Annotated in this window: 13 protein-coding genes; 9 read left to right on the top strand and 4 right to left on the bottom strand. The window is 61.5% G+C overall.

The window, feature by feature from the left end:
* Window positions 1-42: 42 nt before the first annotated feature.
* From gcvH to BBG20_RS27040, 6 genes are all read left to right on the top strand, one after another.
* On the top strand, window positions 43-426 hold the full coding sequence (gcvH, locus tag BBG20_RS27065; RefSeq protein ID WP_065908891.1) for a glycine cleavage system protein GcvH: 384 nt from the start codon (window positions 43-45) through the stop codon (window positions 424-426).
* A 10-nt stretch (window positions 427-436) separates the two neighbouring features.
* Window positions 437-3,277 carry an aminomethyl-transferring glycine dehydrogenase gene (gene gcvP, locus BBG20_RS27060; RefSeq protein WP_065908888.1) on the top strand — a complete coding sequence of 947 codons (2,841 nt, stop codon included), beginning with the start codon at window positions 437-439 and terminating at the stop codon, window positions 3,275-3,277.
* A 141-nt stretch (window positions 3,278-3,418) separates the two neighbouring features.
* Window positions 3,419-4,795: an L-serine ammonia-lyase gene (locus BBG20_RS27055; RefSeq protein ID WP_065908886.1), complete on the top strand. Its 1,377-nt coding sequence runs from the start codon at window positions 3,419-3,421 to the stop codon at window positions 4,793-4,795.
* Between the two features lie 39 nt (window positions 4,796-4,834).
* The gene (gene gcvT, locus BBG20_RS27050; protein ID WP_065908883.1) at window positions 4,835-5,959 is read left to right on the top strand and encodes a glycine cleavage system aminomethyltransferase GcvT; all 1,125 of its coding nucleotides are present in this window, start codon (window positions 4,835-4,837) and stop codon (window positions 5,957-5,959) included.
* A gap of 389 nt (window positions 5,960-6,348) precedes the next feature.
* Entirely contained in the window at window positions 6,349-6,561 is a 213-nt protein-coding gene (locus BBG20_RS27045; RefSeq protein ID WP_027902257.1) for a cold-shock protein, read from the top strand.
* Window positions 6,562-6,655: 94 nt separating this feature from the next.
* On the top strand, window positions 6,656-7,144 hold the full coding sequence (locus tag BBG20_RS27040) for an RDD family protein (RefSeq protein WP_065908882.1): 489 nt from the start codon (window positions 6,656-6,658) through the stop codon (window positions 7,142-7,144).
* A gap of 131 nt (window positions 7,145-7,275) precedes the next feature.
* Here BBG20_RS27040 and nadA read toward each other — a convergent pair whose 3' ends face one another.
* The 4 genes from nadA to BBG20_RS27020 form a co-directional block, all read right to left on the bottom strand.
* Window positions 7,276-8,334 (bottom strand): quinolinate synthase NadA, encoded by a 1,059-nt coding sequence (gene nadA, locus BBG20_RS27035; protein ID WP_016973251.1) that lies wholly within the window; start codon window positions 8,332-8,334, stop codon window positions 7,276-7,278.
* A 221-nt stretch (window positions 8,335-8,555) separates the two neighbouring features.
* Complete coding sequence (locus BBG20_RS27030; RefSeq protein WP_226939933.1) at window positions 8,556-10,127, bottom strand: lactate dehydrogenase; 1,572 nt, start codon at window positions 10,125-10,127, stop codon at window positions 8,556-8,558.
* A gap of 128 nt (window positions 10,128-10,255) precedes the next feature.
* Window positions 10,256-11,542 (bottom strand): OmpP1/FadL family transporter, encoded by a 1,287-nt coding sequence (locus BBG20_RS27025; RefSeq protein WP_065908880.1) that lies wholly within the window; start codon window positions 11,540-11,542, stop codon window positions 10,256-10,258.
* A 211-nt stretch (window positions 11,543-11,753) separates the two neighbouring features.
* Window positions 11,754-11,984, bottom strand: coding sequence for a hexameric tyrosine-coordinated heme protein (locus BBG20_RS27020; protein ID WP_065908878.1), 231 nt, complete (start codon window positions 11,982-11,984; stop codon window positions 11,754-11,756).
* Window positions 11,985-12,059: 75 nt separating this feature from the next.
* Between BBG20_RS27020 and BBG20_RS27015 the strand changes: the two genes are divergently transcribed.
* From BBG20_RS27015 to BBG20_RS27005, 3 genes are all read left to right on the top strand, one after another.
* The gene (locus tag BBG20_RS27015; protein WP_065908876.1) at window positions 12,060-12,239 is read left to right on the top strand and encodes a helix-turn-helix domain-containing protein; all 180 of its coding nucleotides are present in this window, start codon (window positions 12,060-12,062) and stop codon (window positions 12,237-12,239) included.
* A gap of 137 nt (window positions 12,240-12,376) precedes the next feature.
* A complete protein-coding gene (locus BBG20_RS27010; protein WP_065908874.1) occupies window positions 12,377-12,901 on the top strand; it encodes a sigma-70 family RNA polymerase sigma factor in 525 nt (174 codons plus the stop codon).
* A 3-nt stretch (window positions 12,902-12,904) separates the two neighbouring features.
* On the top strand, window positions 12,905-13,873 hold the full coding sequence (locus BBG20_RS27005) for a FecR domain-containing protein (RefSeq protein WP_177343967.1): 969 nt from the start codon (window positions 12,905-12,907) through the stop codon (window positions 13,871-13,873).
* The last annotated feature ends 69 nt before the right edge of the window (window positions 13,874-13,942 follow it).

The following is a 13,942-nucleotide window of genomic DNA, read 5'->3' as shown; positions in this document are numbered from 1 at the left end:
CCAATCCCGTCCACCAGACGAATCTGGCCCCGAGGAGTTTCCATGAGCGAGTTGCGTTTCACTGAAGATCACGAATGGCTGCGCGCCGAAGCCGATGGCAGCGTCACCGTGGGTATCACCGCTTTTGCGCAGAACGCGCTGGGTGATGTGGTTTTCGTGCAACTGCCGGAGCTGCAGTCCTACGACAAGGGCGCCGAAGCGTCCACCGTTGAGTCGGTCAAGGCCGCCAGCGGCGTGTACATGCCGTTGGACGGTGAAGTCCTCGAAGTGAACGACAAGCTCGACGCCAGCCCGGAATTGGTCAACGAAGACCCGATGGGCGAAGGCTGGTTCTTCCGCTTTAAACCGGCCGATGCCGAGGCGGTCGCTAAACTGTTGGATCAGGACGCGTACGACCGTCTGATCAAAGCCAACGCCCAAGCCTGAGGAGCGCGCCATGACTGTTAATTTGAGCACCGCCAACGAATTCATCGCCCGCCACATCGGCCCGCGCCAGGAAGACGAGCAGCTCATGCTGGCGAGCCTGGGCTTTGACTCCCTGGAAGCCCTGAGCGCCAGCGTGATCCCGGAAAGCATCAAGGGCACCAGCGTGCTCGGCCTGGAAGACGGCCTCAGCGAAGCCGAGGCCCTGGCCAAGATCAAGACCATCGCCGGCCAGAACCAACTGTTCAAGACCTACATCGGCCAGGGCTACTACAACTGCCACACGCCGTCGCCGATCCTGCGCAACCTGCTGGAAAACCCGGCCTGGTACACCGCCTACACCCCGTACCAGCCAGAGATTTCCCAGGGCCGCCTGGAAGCGCTGCTGAACTTCCAGACCCTGATCAGCGACCTCACCGGCCTGCCAATCGCCAACGCGTCGTTGCTCGACGAAGCCACCGCCGCCGCCGAAGCCATGACCTTCTGCAAGCGCCTGAGCAAGAACAAGGGCAGCAATGCCTTCTTCGCCTCGATCCACAGCCACCCGCAGACCCTCGACGTACTGCGCACCCGTGCCGAGCCCCTGGGCATCGACGTGGTGGTCGGCGATGAGCGCGAACTGAGCGACGTCAGCGCATTCTTTGGCGCCCTGCTGCAATACCCGGCCAGCAACGGTGACGTGTTCGACTACCGCGAGCTGACCGAACGCTTCCACGCCGCCAACGCCCTGGTGGCGGTGGCCGCCGACCTGCTGGCCCTGACCCTGCTGACCCCGCCGGGTGAGTTCGGTGCCGACGTGGCCATCGGCAGCGCACAACGCTTCGGCGTGCCGCTGGGCTTCGGCGGCCCGCACGCGGCGTACTTCTCCACCAAGGATGCGTTCAAGCGCGACATGCCGGGCCGGCTGGTCGGTGTCTCCGTCGACCGTTTCGGCAAGCCGGCGCTGCGCCTGGCCATGCAGACCCGCGAGCAACATATCCGCCGCGAGAAGGCCACGAGCAACATCTGTACTGCCCAGGTGCTGCTGGCCAACATCGCCAGCATGTACGCCGTGTACCACGGCCCCAAAGGCCTGACGCAGATTGCCCAGCGCGTGCACCAGCTCACCGCGATCCTGGCCAGCGGCCTGACCGCCCTGGGCCTGAAAGTCGAGCAGGAACACTTCTTCGACACCCTGACCCTCAACACCGGCGCCCAAACCGCGGCCCTGCACGACAAGGCGCGCGCCCAGCGCATCAACCTGCGGGTGGTGGATGCCGAGCGTGTCGGCCTGTCGGTCGACGAAACCACCACCCAGGCCGATATCGAGACCCTGTGGTCGATCTTCGCCGATGGCAAGGCCCTGCCGGACTTCGCCGCCAAGGTGGAAAGCCGCCTGCCTGCCGCGCAACTGCGCCAGTCGCCAATCCTCAGCCACCCGGTGTTCAACCGTTATCACTCGGAAACCGAGCTGATGCGCTACCTGCGCAAGCTGGCCGACAAGGACCTGGCCCTGGACCGCACCATGATCCCGCTGGGCTCGTGCACCATGAAGCTCAACGCCGCCAGCGAAATGATCCCGGTGACCTGGGCCGAGTTCGGTGCCCTGCACCCCTTCGCCCCAGCCTCGCAAAGCGCCGGCTACCTGCAGCTGACGTCCGAGCTGGAAGCCATGCTCTGCGCGGCCACCGGTTATGACGCAATCTCGCTGCAACCGAACGCCGGTTCCCAGGGCGAGTACGCCGGCCTGCTGGCGATTCGTGCGTATCACCAGAGCCGTGGCGAAGCACGTCGCGACATCTGCCTGATCCCGTCGTCGGCCCACGGCACCAACCCGGCTACCGCCAACATGGCCGGTATGCGCGTCGTGGTCACCGCGTGCGATGCACGTGGCAACGTCGACATCGAAGACCTGCGCGCCAAGGCCATCGAGCACCGCGAGCACCTCGCCGCGCTGATGATCACCTACCCGTCGACCCACGGCGTGTTCGAAGAAGGCATCCGCGAAATCTGCGCGATCATTCACGACAACGGCGGCCAGGTGTACATCGACGGCGCTAACATGAACGCAATGGTCGGCCTGTGCGCACCGGGCAAGTTCGGTGGCGACGTGTCCCACCTGAACCTGCACAAGACCTTCTGCATTCCACACGGCGGTGGCGGCCCGGGCGTCGGCCCGATTGGCGTCAAGTCGCACCTCACGCCATTCCTGCCTGGCCATGCGGCCATGGAACGCAAGGAAGGCGCGGTGTGCGCGGCGCCGTTCGGCAGCGCGAGCATTTTGCCGATCACCTGGATGTACATCAGCATGATGGGCGGCGCGGGCCTCAAGCGCGCTTCGCAGCTGGCGATCCTGAATGCCAACTACATTTCCCGTCGCCTCGAAGAGCACTACCCAGTGCTCTACACCGGCAGCAATGGCCTGGTGGCCCACGAGTGCATCCTCGACCTGCGCCCACTGAAGGACAGCAGCGGCATCAGCGTGGATGACGTGGCCAAGCGCCTGATCGACTTCGGCTTCCACGCACCGACCATGTCGTTCCCGGTGGCCGGCACGCTGATGATCGAGCCGACCGAGAGCGAATCCAAGGAAGAACTGGATCGCTTCTGCAACGCGATGATCGCCATCCGTGAAGAAATCCGCGCGGTGGAAAACGGCACCCTGGACAAGGACGACAACCCGCTGAAAAACGCCCCGCACACCGCAGCGGAACTGGTCGGCGAATGGAGCCACCCATACAGCCGTGAACAAGCGGTGTACCCGGTTGCTTCACTGATCGAAGGCAAGTACTGGCCGCCGGTTGGCCGCGTTGACAACGTGTTTGGCGATCGCAACCTGGTCTGCGCTTGCCCGTCGATCGAGAGCTACGCGTAACCTAATGTGGGAGCGGGCTTGCTCGCGAATGCGGAGTGTCAGTTGATACATCTGGTGACTGACACACCGCTTTCGCGAGCAAGCCCGCTCCCACATTGGGCCGCGTACATCCGATCAATAATAAGAAACCGGAGAACAACCATGTCCCTTAGCGTGTTCGACCTGTTCAAGATTGGCATCGGCCCCTCCAGTTCCCACACCGTCGGCCCGATGCGCGCCGCCGCCCGTTTCGTCGAAGGGCTGCGCCGTGACGACCTGCTGGGCGCCACCACCGGCATCAAGGTGGAACTCTATGGCTCCCTCGGCGCCACCGGCAAAGGCCACGGCAGCGACAAGGCCGTGTTGCTGGGCCTGGAAGGCGAACACCCGGACACTGTGAATACCGAAACCGTGGCCGCGCGCCTGGCGCAGATGCGCAGCGACGGTCGCTTGAACCTGCTCGGTGAACACAGCATCGCGTTCAACGAGAAAGAACACCTGGCGATGATTCGCAAACCCCTGGCCTACCACCCCAACGGCATGATCTTTCGTGCCTTTGATGCGGCCGGTATCCAGATTCGCAGCCGCGAGTACTATTCGGTCGGCGGCGGTTTTGTCGTGGATGAAGACGCCGCCGGCGCCGACCGGATCGTCGAAGACGCCACCCCCCTGACCTTCCCGTTCAAGCACGCCAAGGATTTGCTCGGCCATTGCACCACCTATGGGTTGTCCATCAGCCAGGTGATGCTGACCAATGAAAGCGCCTGGCGCCCGGAAGCGGAAACCCGCGCCGGCTTGCTGAAGATCTGGCAAGTGATGCAGGACTGCGTGGCCGCCGGTTGTCGCAACGAGGGGATTCTGCCCGGCGGCTTGAAGGTCAAGCGCCGCGCTGCGGCCCTGCATCGGCAACTGTGCAAGCACCCTGAATCGGCGCTGCGCGACCCGTTGTCGGTGCTGGACTGGGTCAACCTGTACGCCCTGGCAGTCAACGAAGAAAACGCCAACGGCGGGCGTGTGGTCACCGCGCCCACCAACGGTGCGGCCGGGATCGTGCCGGCGGTGCTGCATTACTACATGCGCTTTATCCCCGGCGCGAACGAGGATGGCGTGGTGCGCTTTCTGCTCACCGCCGCCGCCATCGGCATTTTGTACAAGGAAAACGCCTCGATCTCCGGCGCCGAAGTCGGCTGCCAGGGTGAAGTCGGCGTGGCCTGCTCGATGGCCGCCGGCGCGCTGTGCGAAGTGCTGGGCGGCAGCGTCTCGCAAGTCGAAAACGCCGCCGAGATCGGCATGGAACACAACCTCGGCCTGACCTGTGACCCTATCGGCGGGCTGGTGCAGGTGCCCTGCATCGAACGCAACGCCATGGGCTCGGTCAAGGCCATCAATGCGGTGCGCATGGCCTTGCGCGGTGACGGGCAACACTTCGTCTCCCTCGACAAAGTCATCCGCACCATGCGCCAGACCGGCGCCGACATGAAAAGCAAATACAAGGAAACCGCCCGTGGCGGTTTGGCGGTCAACATTATCGAGTGCTGACGCCGACAAGCGCGCCAGCACGTTTTTCAGGAGCTGAATATGTCCACCGAAACCCTGTTGAAAACCCCGTTGCATGCCCTGCACCTCGAACTGGGCGCCCGCATGGTGCCGTTCGCCGGCTACGACATGCCGGTGCAATACCCGCTCGGCGTGATGAAGGAACACCTGCACACCCGTGACCAGGCCGGGCTGTTCGACGTGTCGCACATGGGCCAGATCCGCCTTACTGGCGCCAATGCCGCCAAGGCCCTGGAGACCCTGGTGCCAGTCGACATCATCGACCTGCCGGTGGGCATGCAGCGCTACGCGATGTTCACCAACGAGCAGGGCGGCATCCTCGACGACCTGATGGTGGCCAACCTGGGTAACGACGAGCTGTTCCTGGTGGTCAACGCCGCCTGCAAGGACCAGGATCTGGCCCACCTGCGCCAGCACATCGGCGACCAGTGCAGCATCGAGCCACTGTTCGAGGCGCGCGCCCTGCTCGCCCTGCAAGGCCCGGCGGCGGTCAAGGTGCTCGCGCGCCTGGCGCCGGAAGTCACCGGGATGACCTTCATGCAGTTCGCCTCCCTGCGTTTGTTGGGCGTGGACTGCTACGTCAGCCGCTCCGGCTACACCGGTGAAGACGGCTTCGAGATTTCCGTGCCCGCCGCCAGCGCCGAAAGCCTGGCCCGCAGCCTGCTGGCCGAGACCGAAGTGCAGCCGATCGGCCTGGGCGCCCGTGACTCACTGCGCCTGGAAGCCGGCCTGTGCCTCTACGGCCACGACATGAACACCGAGACCACGCCGATCGAAGCCAGCCTGCTGTGGGCGATCTCCAAGGCCCGTCGTGCCGACGGCCCGCGTGCCGGTGGTTTCCCCGGCGCCGACCGCATCTTCAGCCAGCAACAGGCCGGAGTGACGCGCAAACGCGTTGGCCTGCTGCCACAAGAGCGCACACCGGTGCGTGAAGGCGCCGAGATTGTCGACGAACACGGCACCGTGGTTGGCAGTGTGTGCAGCGGTGGCTTTGGCCCGACACTGGGCGGCCCGCTGGCCATGGGTTACCTGGACAGTGCATTCGTCGCACTCGACACCCAAGTATTCGCGCTGGTGCGTGGGAAAAAAGTGCCACTTCGTGTAAGCAAAATGCCATTTGTGCCACAGCGTTACTATCGTGGCTGATTGACTGTTCCTATAAGTAACGCGGTTGCGTTAACGTGCACTAAACTGTAACGCAACCGCCATAAAACAGTGCATTGACGATAGTCATCGTTATCAGCACCGGGCTATAACAAGTGAACAACTCTATCGAATAAGTCAGATCCCAAATGTTGACCGAAGTGTCATACAGCCAAGCAAAACCAAGGGCTTGCCCGGGGCTTGTTTTTTCTCCAGTAGTTGGCGTAGAGTTTGTTCACTGTGTTTGCATGGGTCGCTTGGAACCTGGACCTGGGCAGTAGCCAAAGTTTGCTACAACCCGTTCGACGTCTCTTACTTTCCTGCAACCCAGCCCAGTACTCTTTCATGTGAAAGGGGCTGTCATTAATTTTTAGCGTCAAGGAAATAAGAAAATGGCTGAACGTCAGAGCGGTACCGTCAAGTGGTTTAACGACGAGAAAGGGTTTGGTTTTATCACTCCAGAAAGCGGTCCGGATCTGTTCGTGCATTTCCGCGCTATTCAGGGCAACGGCTTCAAGAGCCTGAAAGAAGGCCAGAAAGTGACCTTCGTTGCCGTGCAAGGCCAGAAAGGCATGCAGGCTGACGAAGTACAAGCAGAAGCCTGATCCCTGCTGCGACAAAAAGCCCCTGATGGTGACATCAGGGGCTTTTTTATGTGCGTTTGCTCGTAAAATGGCTTTTTTCCCAAGAGAGCCTGCCATGTCCAAACCCTTGCTGAGCCCCCAAGGCGAATTCCCCGCCGTTGGCCTGGGCCGTCGTCTGGCAGCGATGTTCTACGACTTCCTGTTGTGCACGGCGCTGCTGATCGTCACGGCGTTCATCTACAAGCTGGTGTGGATGGCGTTTATCGGCGAAGCCAAGATGCGCACCCTCACCGAGTCCGGCGCGCTGGACGGGGATCCGTTGCTGTCGACGATTCTGTTTTTTGTGCTGTTCGGTTTTTTTGCCAAGTTCTGGACCCATTCGGGGCAGACGCTGGGCATGCAGGTGTGGGGTGTGCGCGTGCAGAACGCCGACGGCTCACGCATCAGCCTGTGGCAGGCGCTGCTGCGCTTTGTGGTGTCGATTGCGTCGTGGTTGTGCGTGGGGCTGGGGTTTATCTGGTCGCTGTTCGACAAGCGCAAGCGCAGCTGGCATGACATCTATTCCGACACCCAACTGGTGCAGATTCCGAAGAAAAAGAAGTAATACCCAACGACGAAAATCAAAGGTGGGAGCTGGCTTGCCTGCGATAGCATCACCTCGGTCTGCTGGATAAACCGAGGCGCTTGCATCGCAGGCAAGCCAGCTCCCACATTTTTAACCGTGCCAGCTCAAGATCAGGCGTTGCCGGCGAGTTTGAGGCGCGCGGCCTGGGTGAAGTCCAGCATGCGCTTGAGCGGGCGCACGGCGTGGGGGATCACCGAAGGCTCGACGAAGATCTCGTTACTGCCCTCACGCAGGCATTGCAGGGTGCGCTCCAGCGTGTTCATCGCCATCCAGGGGCAGTGCGCGCAGCTGCGGCACGCCGCGCCATTACCGGCGGTTGGCGCTTCGACAAAGACCTTGTCCGGGCACAGCTGCTGCATCTTGTAGAAGATGCCGCGATCGGTCGCCACGATAAACGTCTTGTTCGGCAAACGCTGGGCCGCCGCGATCAACTGGCTGGTGGACCCCACGGCATCAGCCAGCTCAATCACCGACGTCGGCGACTCCGGGTGCACCAGGATCGCTGCGTCCGGGTACAGCGCCTTCATGTCTTCCAATTGCTTGGACTTGAACTCTTCGTGGACGATGCAGGCACCGTCCCACAGCAACATGTCGGCCCCGGTCTGGCGCTGGATATAGGTGCCCAGGTGTTTGTCCGGGCCCCAGATAATGGTTTCGCCGTTGTCCATCAGGCTCTCGACGATTTCCAGCGCGCAGCTGGACGTCACCACCCAATCGGCACGCGCCTTGACCGCCGCCGAGGTGTTGGCATACACCACCACGGTCCGCTCGGGGTGCTGGTCGCAGAACGCCGAAAACTCATCCACCGGGCAACCGAGGTCCAGGGAGCACGTGGCTTCCAGGGTCGGCATCAGGATGCGTTTTTCCGGCGTGAGGATTTTCGCGGTCTCGCCCATGAAACGCACGCCGGCGACCAATACGGTCTTGGCCGGGTGAGCGGCGCCGAAGCGCGCCATTTCCAGGGAATCGGAGACACAGCCACCGGTTTCTTCGGCCAGGGCCTGAATCACCGGGTCGCAGTAGAAGTGGGCAACCAGCACCGCGTCCTGAGCCTTGAGCTCGGCGGCGATGGCGGCACGCAGGCTCGCCTCTTCATCGGCGCTGAGGGCTTTAGGCTGCTTGGCGTCGAGGTGGGCTTGAACCAGTAGGCGTTCGGAAATTTGCGTCATGTTCGCAAGACCTGCAGGCGCAGTTGCGCGAAAGTCGAGTGTACCACCGGCTCTGGAACCCTACGGGCGCCGCCGGACGAAGTGATTGTGTTCATCAAGCACGGGTGAAGCTGCGCAAGGCTACAGAATATCGAATGGATTCAAAAGCCTAATCTGGGGCGGGAATGACGACGAGATTCACCTCCAGCACACGAGCCGGCAAGCCGACTCGTGCACAAGGATCAGCGAACGAGGGCGGAAGGATCGTTCTGCAGCAGAACCGACGCCTGCATGTTGGGCAGGGCGTCCTTTAACGTGGACTCTTCCAGGGCGTCCTTGGATTTTTTGCTTTCCTTGGCCGCGTACTCCAGCAGCACCAGGTAGTCACGCTGGACAGCGGCTTCCTTCGGCACGTTGGTCTCATCCACGAGCTTGCCCATCACGTATTGCTGCGTGTGGGTGTTCTGGCTGGCCGTTTGCGAGACCGAGGCGTTGGTCAGCAGGCCATCCTTGTAGCCGATGTTGGCAGAGCTGCTGGCCTTATCCTCCACCTGTATATAGAGATAATTCTGCGAGTTTGGATCGCCGCTCAGCTCAGGCGCCTTCCCCCCCTTGAGCCCCTTGTGGAAGCTGGCGGAAAGACTCGATTGCTGGTCCTGGATCACGCTGCGGTCCAGCGCGCTTTTGCCGCCGACGCGGGTCTTCTGCGACACGTCATAGGCGAAGCTGTCGACTTCAGAGGGGCGCATCGGGTTAGACGAATCGACCGCCTGTTTGATCGACGCCTTGAAGTCGGCCAGGCCCGTCAACAGGCCCTGGTCCGTCGGGTTGCGGGTCAGCGCCTCGGGGAGGCTCGCGCCCTGTGGATAGTTGCTGTTCAGGGCGCTGAAGGCGTCCTTGAACTGGGTCATCAGCTCGGCCTTGGCGCTGCCACGTTCCTGGGCACGGTCAAACTGGGCCAGGTAGCTTTTCAGCGCCTTGGCCTGTTGCTGCGCATTGCCAAGGATCGAGGCGTTTTTCAGGTCGACGCTCAGGTTGAGCTCGCCGCTCAGGCTGCTCATGCGCGTGGTACGGCTCTGGCTGTCGGCGTGAAAGGCCAGTTTCAGGTCAGGCCCGTTCAGCGTCTTGAGCGTGGTGTTGAGGTCCACCGACGCCAATACTTTGCTGTCAAATTGGGTCAGGTTGCCCAGGTCGAGTTTCGGCGGAACAGCGGTGAGCCCATCCACCGCAGCCTGGAAGGCACTGCCCAGTTGGCCGACCGCCTTGAGTTCGTCGGCGCTCAGAGCACCGCCTTCGACGTTGGCCTGCACACCCAGGCCATCTTTCTGGCTGGACAGGCTGAAGGTCACGGTCTTGCCGCTGGCCGTCTTGATGCTGAGGCTGACCAGGTTGTCGGCTTTGCTATGCAGCAAAGTTTGATCCGTCTTGATCTCGCCGGCGCTGTCCGCTCGATCGGCGCTCGCGTAGAGCACGGACTGAGAAATGCCCGCGCCATTCTTGGCGAACTGCTCAACCAGGCTGGCGCCCAGGCCATTGAAACGGTTGGCAGTGGACGGCGAATTGAAGTTGGTATTGATCGCGCGGCTGAGTGTGTCCTGGCTGTCACTTTCCCAGGCACGCACAATGTCCTGGCCCGGCAATTGCCCGCGGCGGGAATAGGTATCGGCAAGGGTGTCGGACACGACGTTGCCCAAGCTGACCACCGACGAAGGCCGTGTGCTGACAACGCTGCTCTGCGGCGGCGTGACGGGTGACGGTTCCACTGGCCGAATAGGCAGCGAATTGGCGGAACTGATAGGTAACAGCGTACTCATGACGATCCCTGTCTTCGAATGTTTACCCTCTGATTTAAGCAAAGACGCAGGATGATTGACAGGGACAGCGGGGAAATTAGTAGCAAAGAGCCACGACGTTAATCTGGCTCTTTGCTGTCTGGCGCGGATTAAAAGCGGTAAGTCACTGAACCGCCGAACCCATTGGCGCTGTTTTCATACTTGGCGTCGTAGGTCAGGCCCAGTGCAGGTTGGGTCTGACGAACCTTGATCGGCTCTTCCTTCAAGTAGGAATACGCCACATCGAAAGTCAGGTTGTCGACTGGCGTCCAACCGGCCCCCAGGCTGAAAACCGTGCGGTCCCCTGTAGGAATGCGTACGGAGCGGTCGGTGTTGTTGGTCGGGGTCTGGTCAACCGAGAACCCGGTGCGCAATACCAGTTGCTTGTTGACGCGATACGCCGCGCCGATCGCATGGGACCAGGTGTCGTGCCAATGCTGCTGTTCGGTGATGGAGTCCAGGCCGGCGAGCTCACTGGTGATGTCCGATACACCGGTATTATTGACGGTGATTTTCTTCAACTGGCTCCAGCGGGTGTAGGTGCTGCCCACGTACAGGGTCCAGTCATCCGTCAGTTGATGAGTGACCGAGAAATCCACGGACGACGGTGTGGTGACGTTGAGCTTGGCGTCATAACGCTGCGAACCGCCGTCCAACAGATCAGAGAGCACGCCCGAGGCATTGGTATGGCCACTCAGGTGGTAGACGACTTGCGAGTGGTAGGTCACGCCAACGCGGGTAGAGTCCAGCGCCTGCACCAGGATACCGGCGTTGAAACCTGTCGCAGTGTCGTCACCCTTGATCTTGACCGCCTCGGTGCCCAGGCCAAAAGCTGGCACTTTGGAGTCGAGTTCGCCGTTGATTTTGTTGAAGGTCGGCCCGAAACCCACCGAGACCTTGTCATTGAATGCGTAGCTGACCGTCGGCTGTACGGTGATGACCTGGACCTTGCTCTTGTTGCCGAAGGCGTTGCCCTGGAAGCTGTGTTCGTAATCGGTTACCAGGCCAAACGGCGCGTAGATCCCGAGGCCGAATGCCCAGTGTTCATCGATCGGCGTGACCAGATAGCCCATCGGCACGGCAATCCCAGGGACCATATCGCCTTTGTTGGTACCCGGGTTGTCGGCACCGCCTTGGGTCGAGCTGGCACCCTTGATGTTCGTCTTGGCATCGAGGTAGGTCGCCCCGATGCTCACTTCATTCTGCTTGAGGCGGGACATGCCGGCCGGGTTGCCGAACACCGTACTGGCGTCGTCGGCAGAGGAGGAACGACCGGCGTAGCCCGTGCCCATTGAACTGATGCTTTGTTCGTTGAGCGCGAAACCACCGGCGAACAGCGGGGTGGAGGCAAGTGAAACGGCGAGCGCCAAGGCGCCTTTAAGAGTTTTGTTATTCATTATTAGGACTCGAATTATGGGGCAGCGACGAGGAAGCTACCAACGTTCGAGCGAGCGGTTTATGAAGAGTTTTTCATCTGCTGGACTGTCAGACAATCCTAGGTATTTCAAAGACTTTGGTCGATTTTTCGCGTCTATTTCTGACCTCCTGACCCGAATCTGACCCGCCGGTTCCGAGCAGCCAACGCGGGCCATTGGCTGCCCGGCAACCTTATGGATTCCAGTATCTGTTCGCCGCCGCAATCGTCGCAAATTCGGTGGCTACCACCTGGCCAATGCTGATCAGCATGGCGGCGTCATTGGCGTACACATCGCGCAAGCGGCCACGTACCGCCTCGTCGGGCTGCGTGGCCTTGATGACCAGCCGGGACATCTTGATGGCCAGTTCGCGCCCTTCTTCAGGCGTCGCGGTGATCAGGGAATTGTTCGGTATCAAACTCATCAGGGTGTGCCTTTTTATAGGTTGCATGGACCGTGGATCAGCTTTCGCCACGCCACGGCCGAGGACGGTGGGTTCATGGTGCGCAACTTCACCTGCCCGGTGGGCAGCGTGGTGCGCGAGGAGCAGTGCGTGTGCCGGGCGATGGCGGGCTTCTTTTCCGAGGCGACAGGCTGCCCGGCTACAGAACAGTGCTTGCGCGAAGATCGGCTGATCTGCGAGTACTTTATCGAGCAGATACCCACAGCGTGCCCCTGAAGTCGCGGAGGGTGCAGCGCGAGCCTGCGCGCCTTTGTACCTGGCGGTTGTGAAGGCGCGCCGCCAAGGTTAATATTGAGAATAATTCCCATTAGTCCGCTCGGGTACTGAACCCGACGACGGAGTGCGCTTGCGTCATGCCCATCTCTCCAGATCTCTCCAATGTCGGCTGGCTCTACCAAGAGCATCATGGTTGGGTGCGCGCCTGGCTGAACAAGAAGCTGGGTAATTCGAGTGATGCCGCCGAGTTGGCGCATGACGTATTCGTGCGATTGCTGAGCAAGCCCAAGGCGTTTGACAGTGAAGGCCATGCACGTGCTTACCTCAGCGCCATGTCGCGGCATGTCTGCGTGGACTTCTGGCGGCGCCAACGGGTTGAACGCGCGTGGCTGGAGGTGCTGTCCAGTCGCCCGGAGCATTGCATGCCATCGGAAGAGCACCGTGCGATGGTGCTCGAGGCCCTGCAACAGGTCCAGGCCATGTTGGAACGCTTGCCGCCGAAAGTAGCCGAGGCATTCCTGCTCGCGCAACTGCAGGGGTTGAGTTACCAGGCCATCGGTGAGCGACTGGGTGTCAGCGCGCGGACCGTCACCCATTACATGGCCAAGGCCATGTTCCAGTGCCTGCTGCTCGAAGCAGAACTGGACGAGGCCCTGAGCTGAATCATGCCCGTGTCCAAGCCCGATCATCACACGCTGCAGGAAGCCGCCGACTGGTTCGCCCGGCTGAGTAGCGCGCCCAACGATGCTGCGCAGCTGGAAGCCTGGCAACGTTGGTTGGCGCGCAGTGACAGTCATCAGCAGGCCTGGCGCTACGTGGAGCGGGTCAGCCAGCGCTTCGCGCCGCTGCAGGGTGATGCCGATACCGCCAGCCGCACCTTGCAATCACTGCAACATTCGCCCCGGTCCCGCCGCCAGGTGCTGCGCAGCTTGTCGATCATCAGCGGCGGGCTGCTGCTGGGAGGACTGGCCTGGCGCCATGGCGCATTGACCGAGCAACTGCTGGCCTGGCAGGCCGGCTATCGCACCGTCACCGGGCAAATCCTCGAACGCCGCCTGGCCGATGGCTCGCGTATCTGGCTCAACAGCGCCAGCGCGCTGGACGTTGATATGAATAAAGGGCAACGCAACATCCGCTTATATCAGGGTGAGGTAATGATCGCGACCGCGGCCGACGCTCGCCCGTTTGTAGTGACGACCGCCCAGGGCAGCCTTACCCCACTGGGCACTCGATTCAGCGTGCGTGAGCAGGCATCACGCACTCAACTCAATGTGTATGAAGGGGCGGTGCAGGCGCGGTGCATCGACACGCCCCAGGTACGTGTGGCCGCGGCTGGCGAACGCCTGTGGTTCGATACGCAGCGCATCAGCGAAACAACACCGGCGCAGCTTGAACGCCAAGCCTGGACGCGCGGGGTGTTGCCGGCAGAAGACATGCCGCTGGAGGAATTTATTCACGAATTGGCCAACTATCGCCGTGGGCACCTGGGCGTCGACCCGCGTGTCGCCCAGTTACGCGTGATGGGCACATTTCCCCTGCACGACACCGACCAGGCCCTGGCGATGCTCGAAGGCGTGTTGCCGGTTCGTATCGAACAGACCTTTGCGGGCTGGACGACGGTGAAGCCTCGCTAATTTTTTCCGACGCCACTTCCTGATTTTAATTCTCATTCGATTTAGCTAGTGACATGGCCGCGAGCCACC

It is taken from the genome of Pseudomonas aylmerensis, from assembly GCF_001702265.1.
GTDB lineage: Bacteria > Pseudomonadota > Gammaproteobacteria > Pseudomonadales > Pseudomonadaceae > Aquipseudomonas > Aquipseudomonas aylmerensis.
This window is presented reverse-complemented; position numbering and strand designations above follow the sequence as displayed.

What these genes read in the sequence shown, in the direction of transcription:
- BBG20_RS27045 (WP_027902257.1), top strand. Translation starts at nt 6,349, where the DNA reads ATGGCTGAACGTCAGAGCGGTACCGTCAAGTGGTTTAACGACGAGAAA.
- BBG20_RS27020 (WP_065908878.1), bottom strand. Translation starts at nt 11,984, where the DNA reads ATGAGTTTGATACCGAACAATTCCCTGATCACCGCGACGCCTGAAGAA.
- gcvT (WP_065908883.1), top strand. Translation starts at nt 4,835, where the DNA reads ATGTCCACCGAAACCCTGTTGAAAACCCCGTTGCATGCCCTGCACCTC.
- gcvP (WP_065908888.1), top strand. Translation starts at nt 437, where the DNA reads ATGACTGTTAATTTGAGCACCGCCAACGAATTCATCGCCCGCCACATC.
- BBG20_RS27030 (WP_226939933.1), bottom strand. Translation starts at nt 10,127, where the DNA reads ATGAGTACGCTGTTACCTATCAGTTCCGCCAATTCGCTGCCTATTCGG.
- BBG20_RS27055 (WP_065908886.1), top strand. Translation starts at nt 3,419, where the DNA reads ATGTCCCTTAGCGTGTTCGACCTGTTCAAGATTGGCATCGGCCCCTCC.
- nadA (WP_016973251.1), bottom strand. Translation starts at nt 8,334, where the DNA reads ATGACGCAAATTTCCGAACGCCTACTGGTTCAAGCCCACCTCGACGCC.
- BBG20_RS27015 (WP_065908876.1), top strand. Translation starts at nt 12,060, where the DNA reads ATGGTGCGCAACTTCACCTGCCCGGTGGGCAGCGTGGTGCGCGAGGAG.
- BBG20_RS27010 (WP_065908874.1), top strand. Translation starts at nt 12,377, where the DNA reads ATGCCCATCTCTCCAGATCTCTCCAATGTCGGCTGGCTCTACCAAGAG.
- gcvH (WP_065908891.1), top strand. Translation starts at nt 43, where the DNA reads ATGAGCGAGTTGCGTTTCACTGAAGATCACGAATGGCTGCGCGCCGAA.
- BBG20_RS27040 (WP_065908882.1), top strand. Translation starts at nt 6,656, where the DNA reads ATGTCCAAACCCTTGCTGAGCCCCCAAGGCGAATTCCCCGCCGTTGGC.
- BBG20_RS27005 (WP_177343967.1), top strand. Translation starts at nt 12,905, where the DNA reads ATGCCCGTGTCCAAGCCCGATCATCACACGCTGCAGGAAGCCGCCGAC.
- BBG20_RS27025 (WP_065908880.1), bottom strand. Translation starts at nt 11,542, where the DNA reads ATGAATAACAAAACTCTTAAAGGCGCCTTGGCGCTCGCCGTTTCACTT.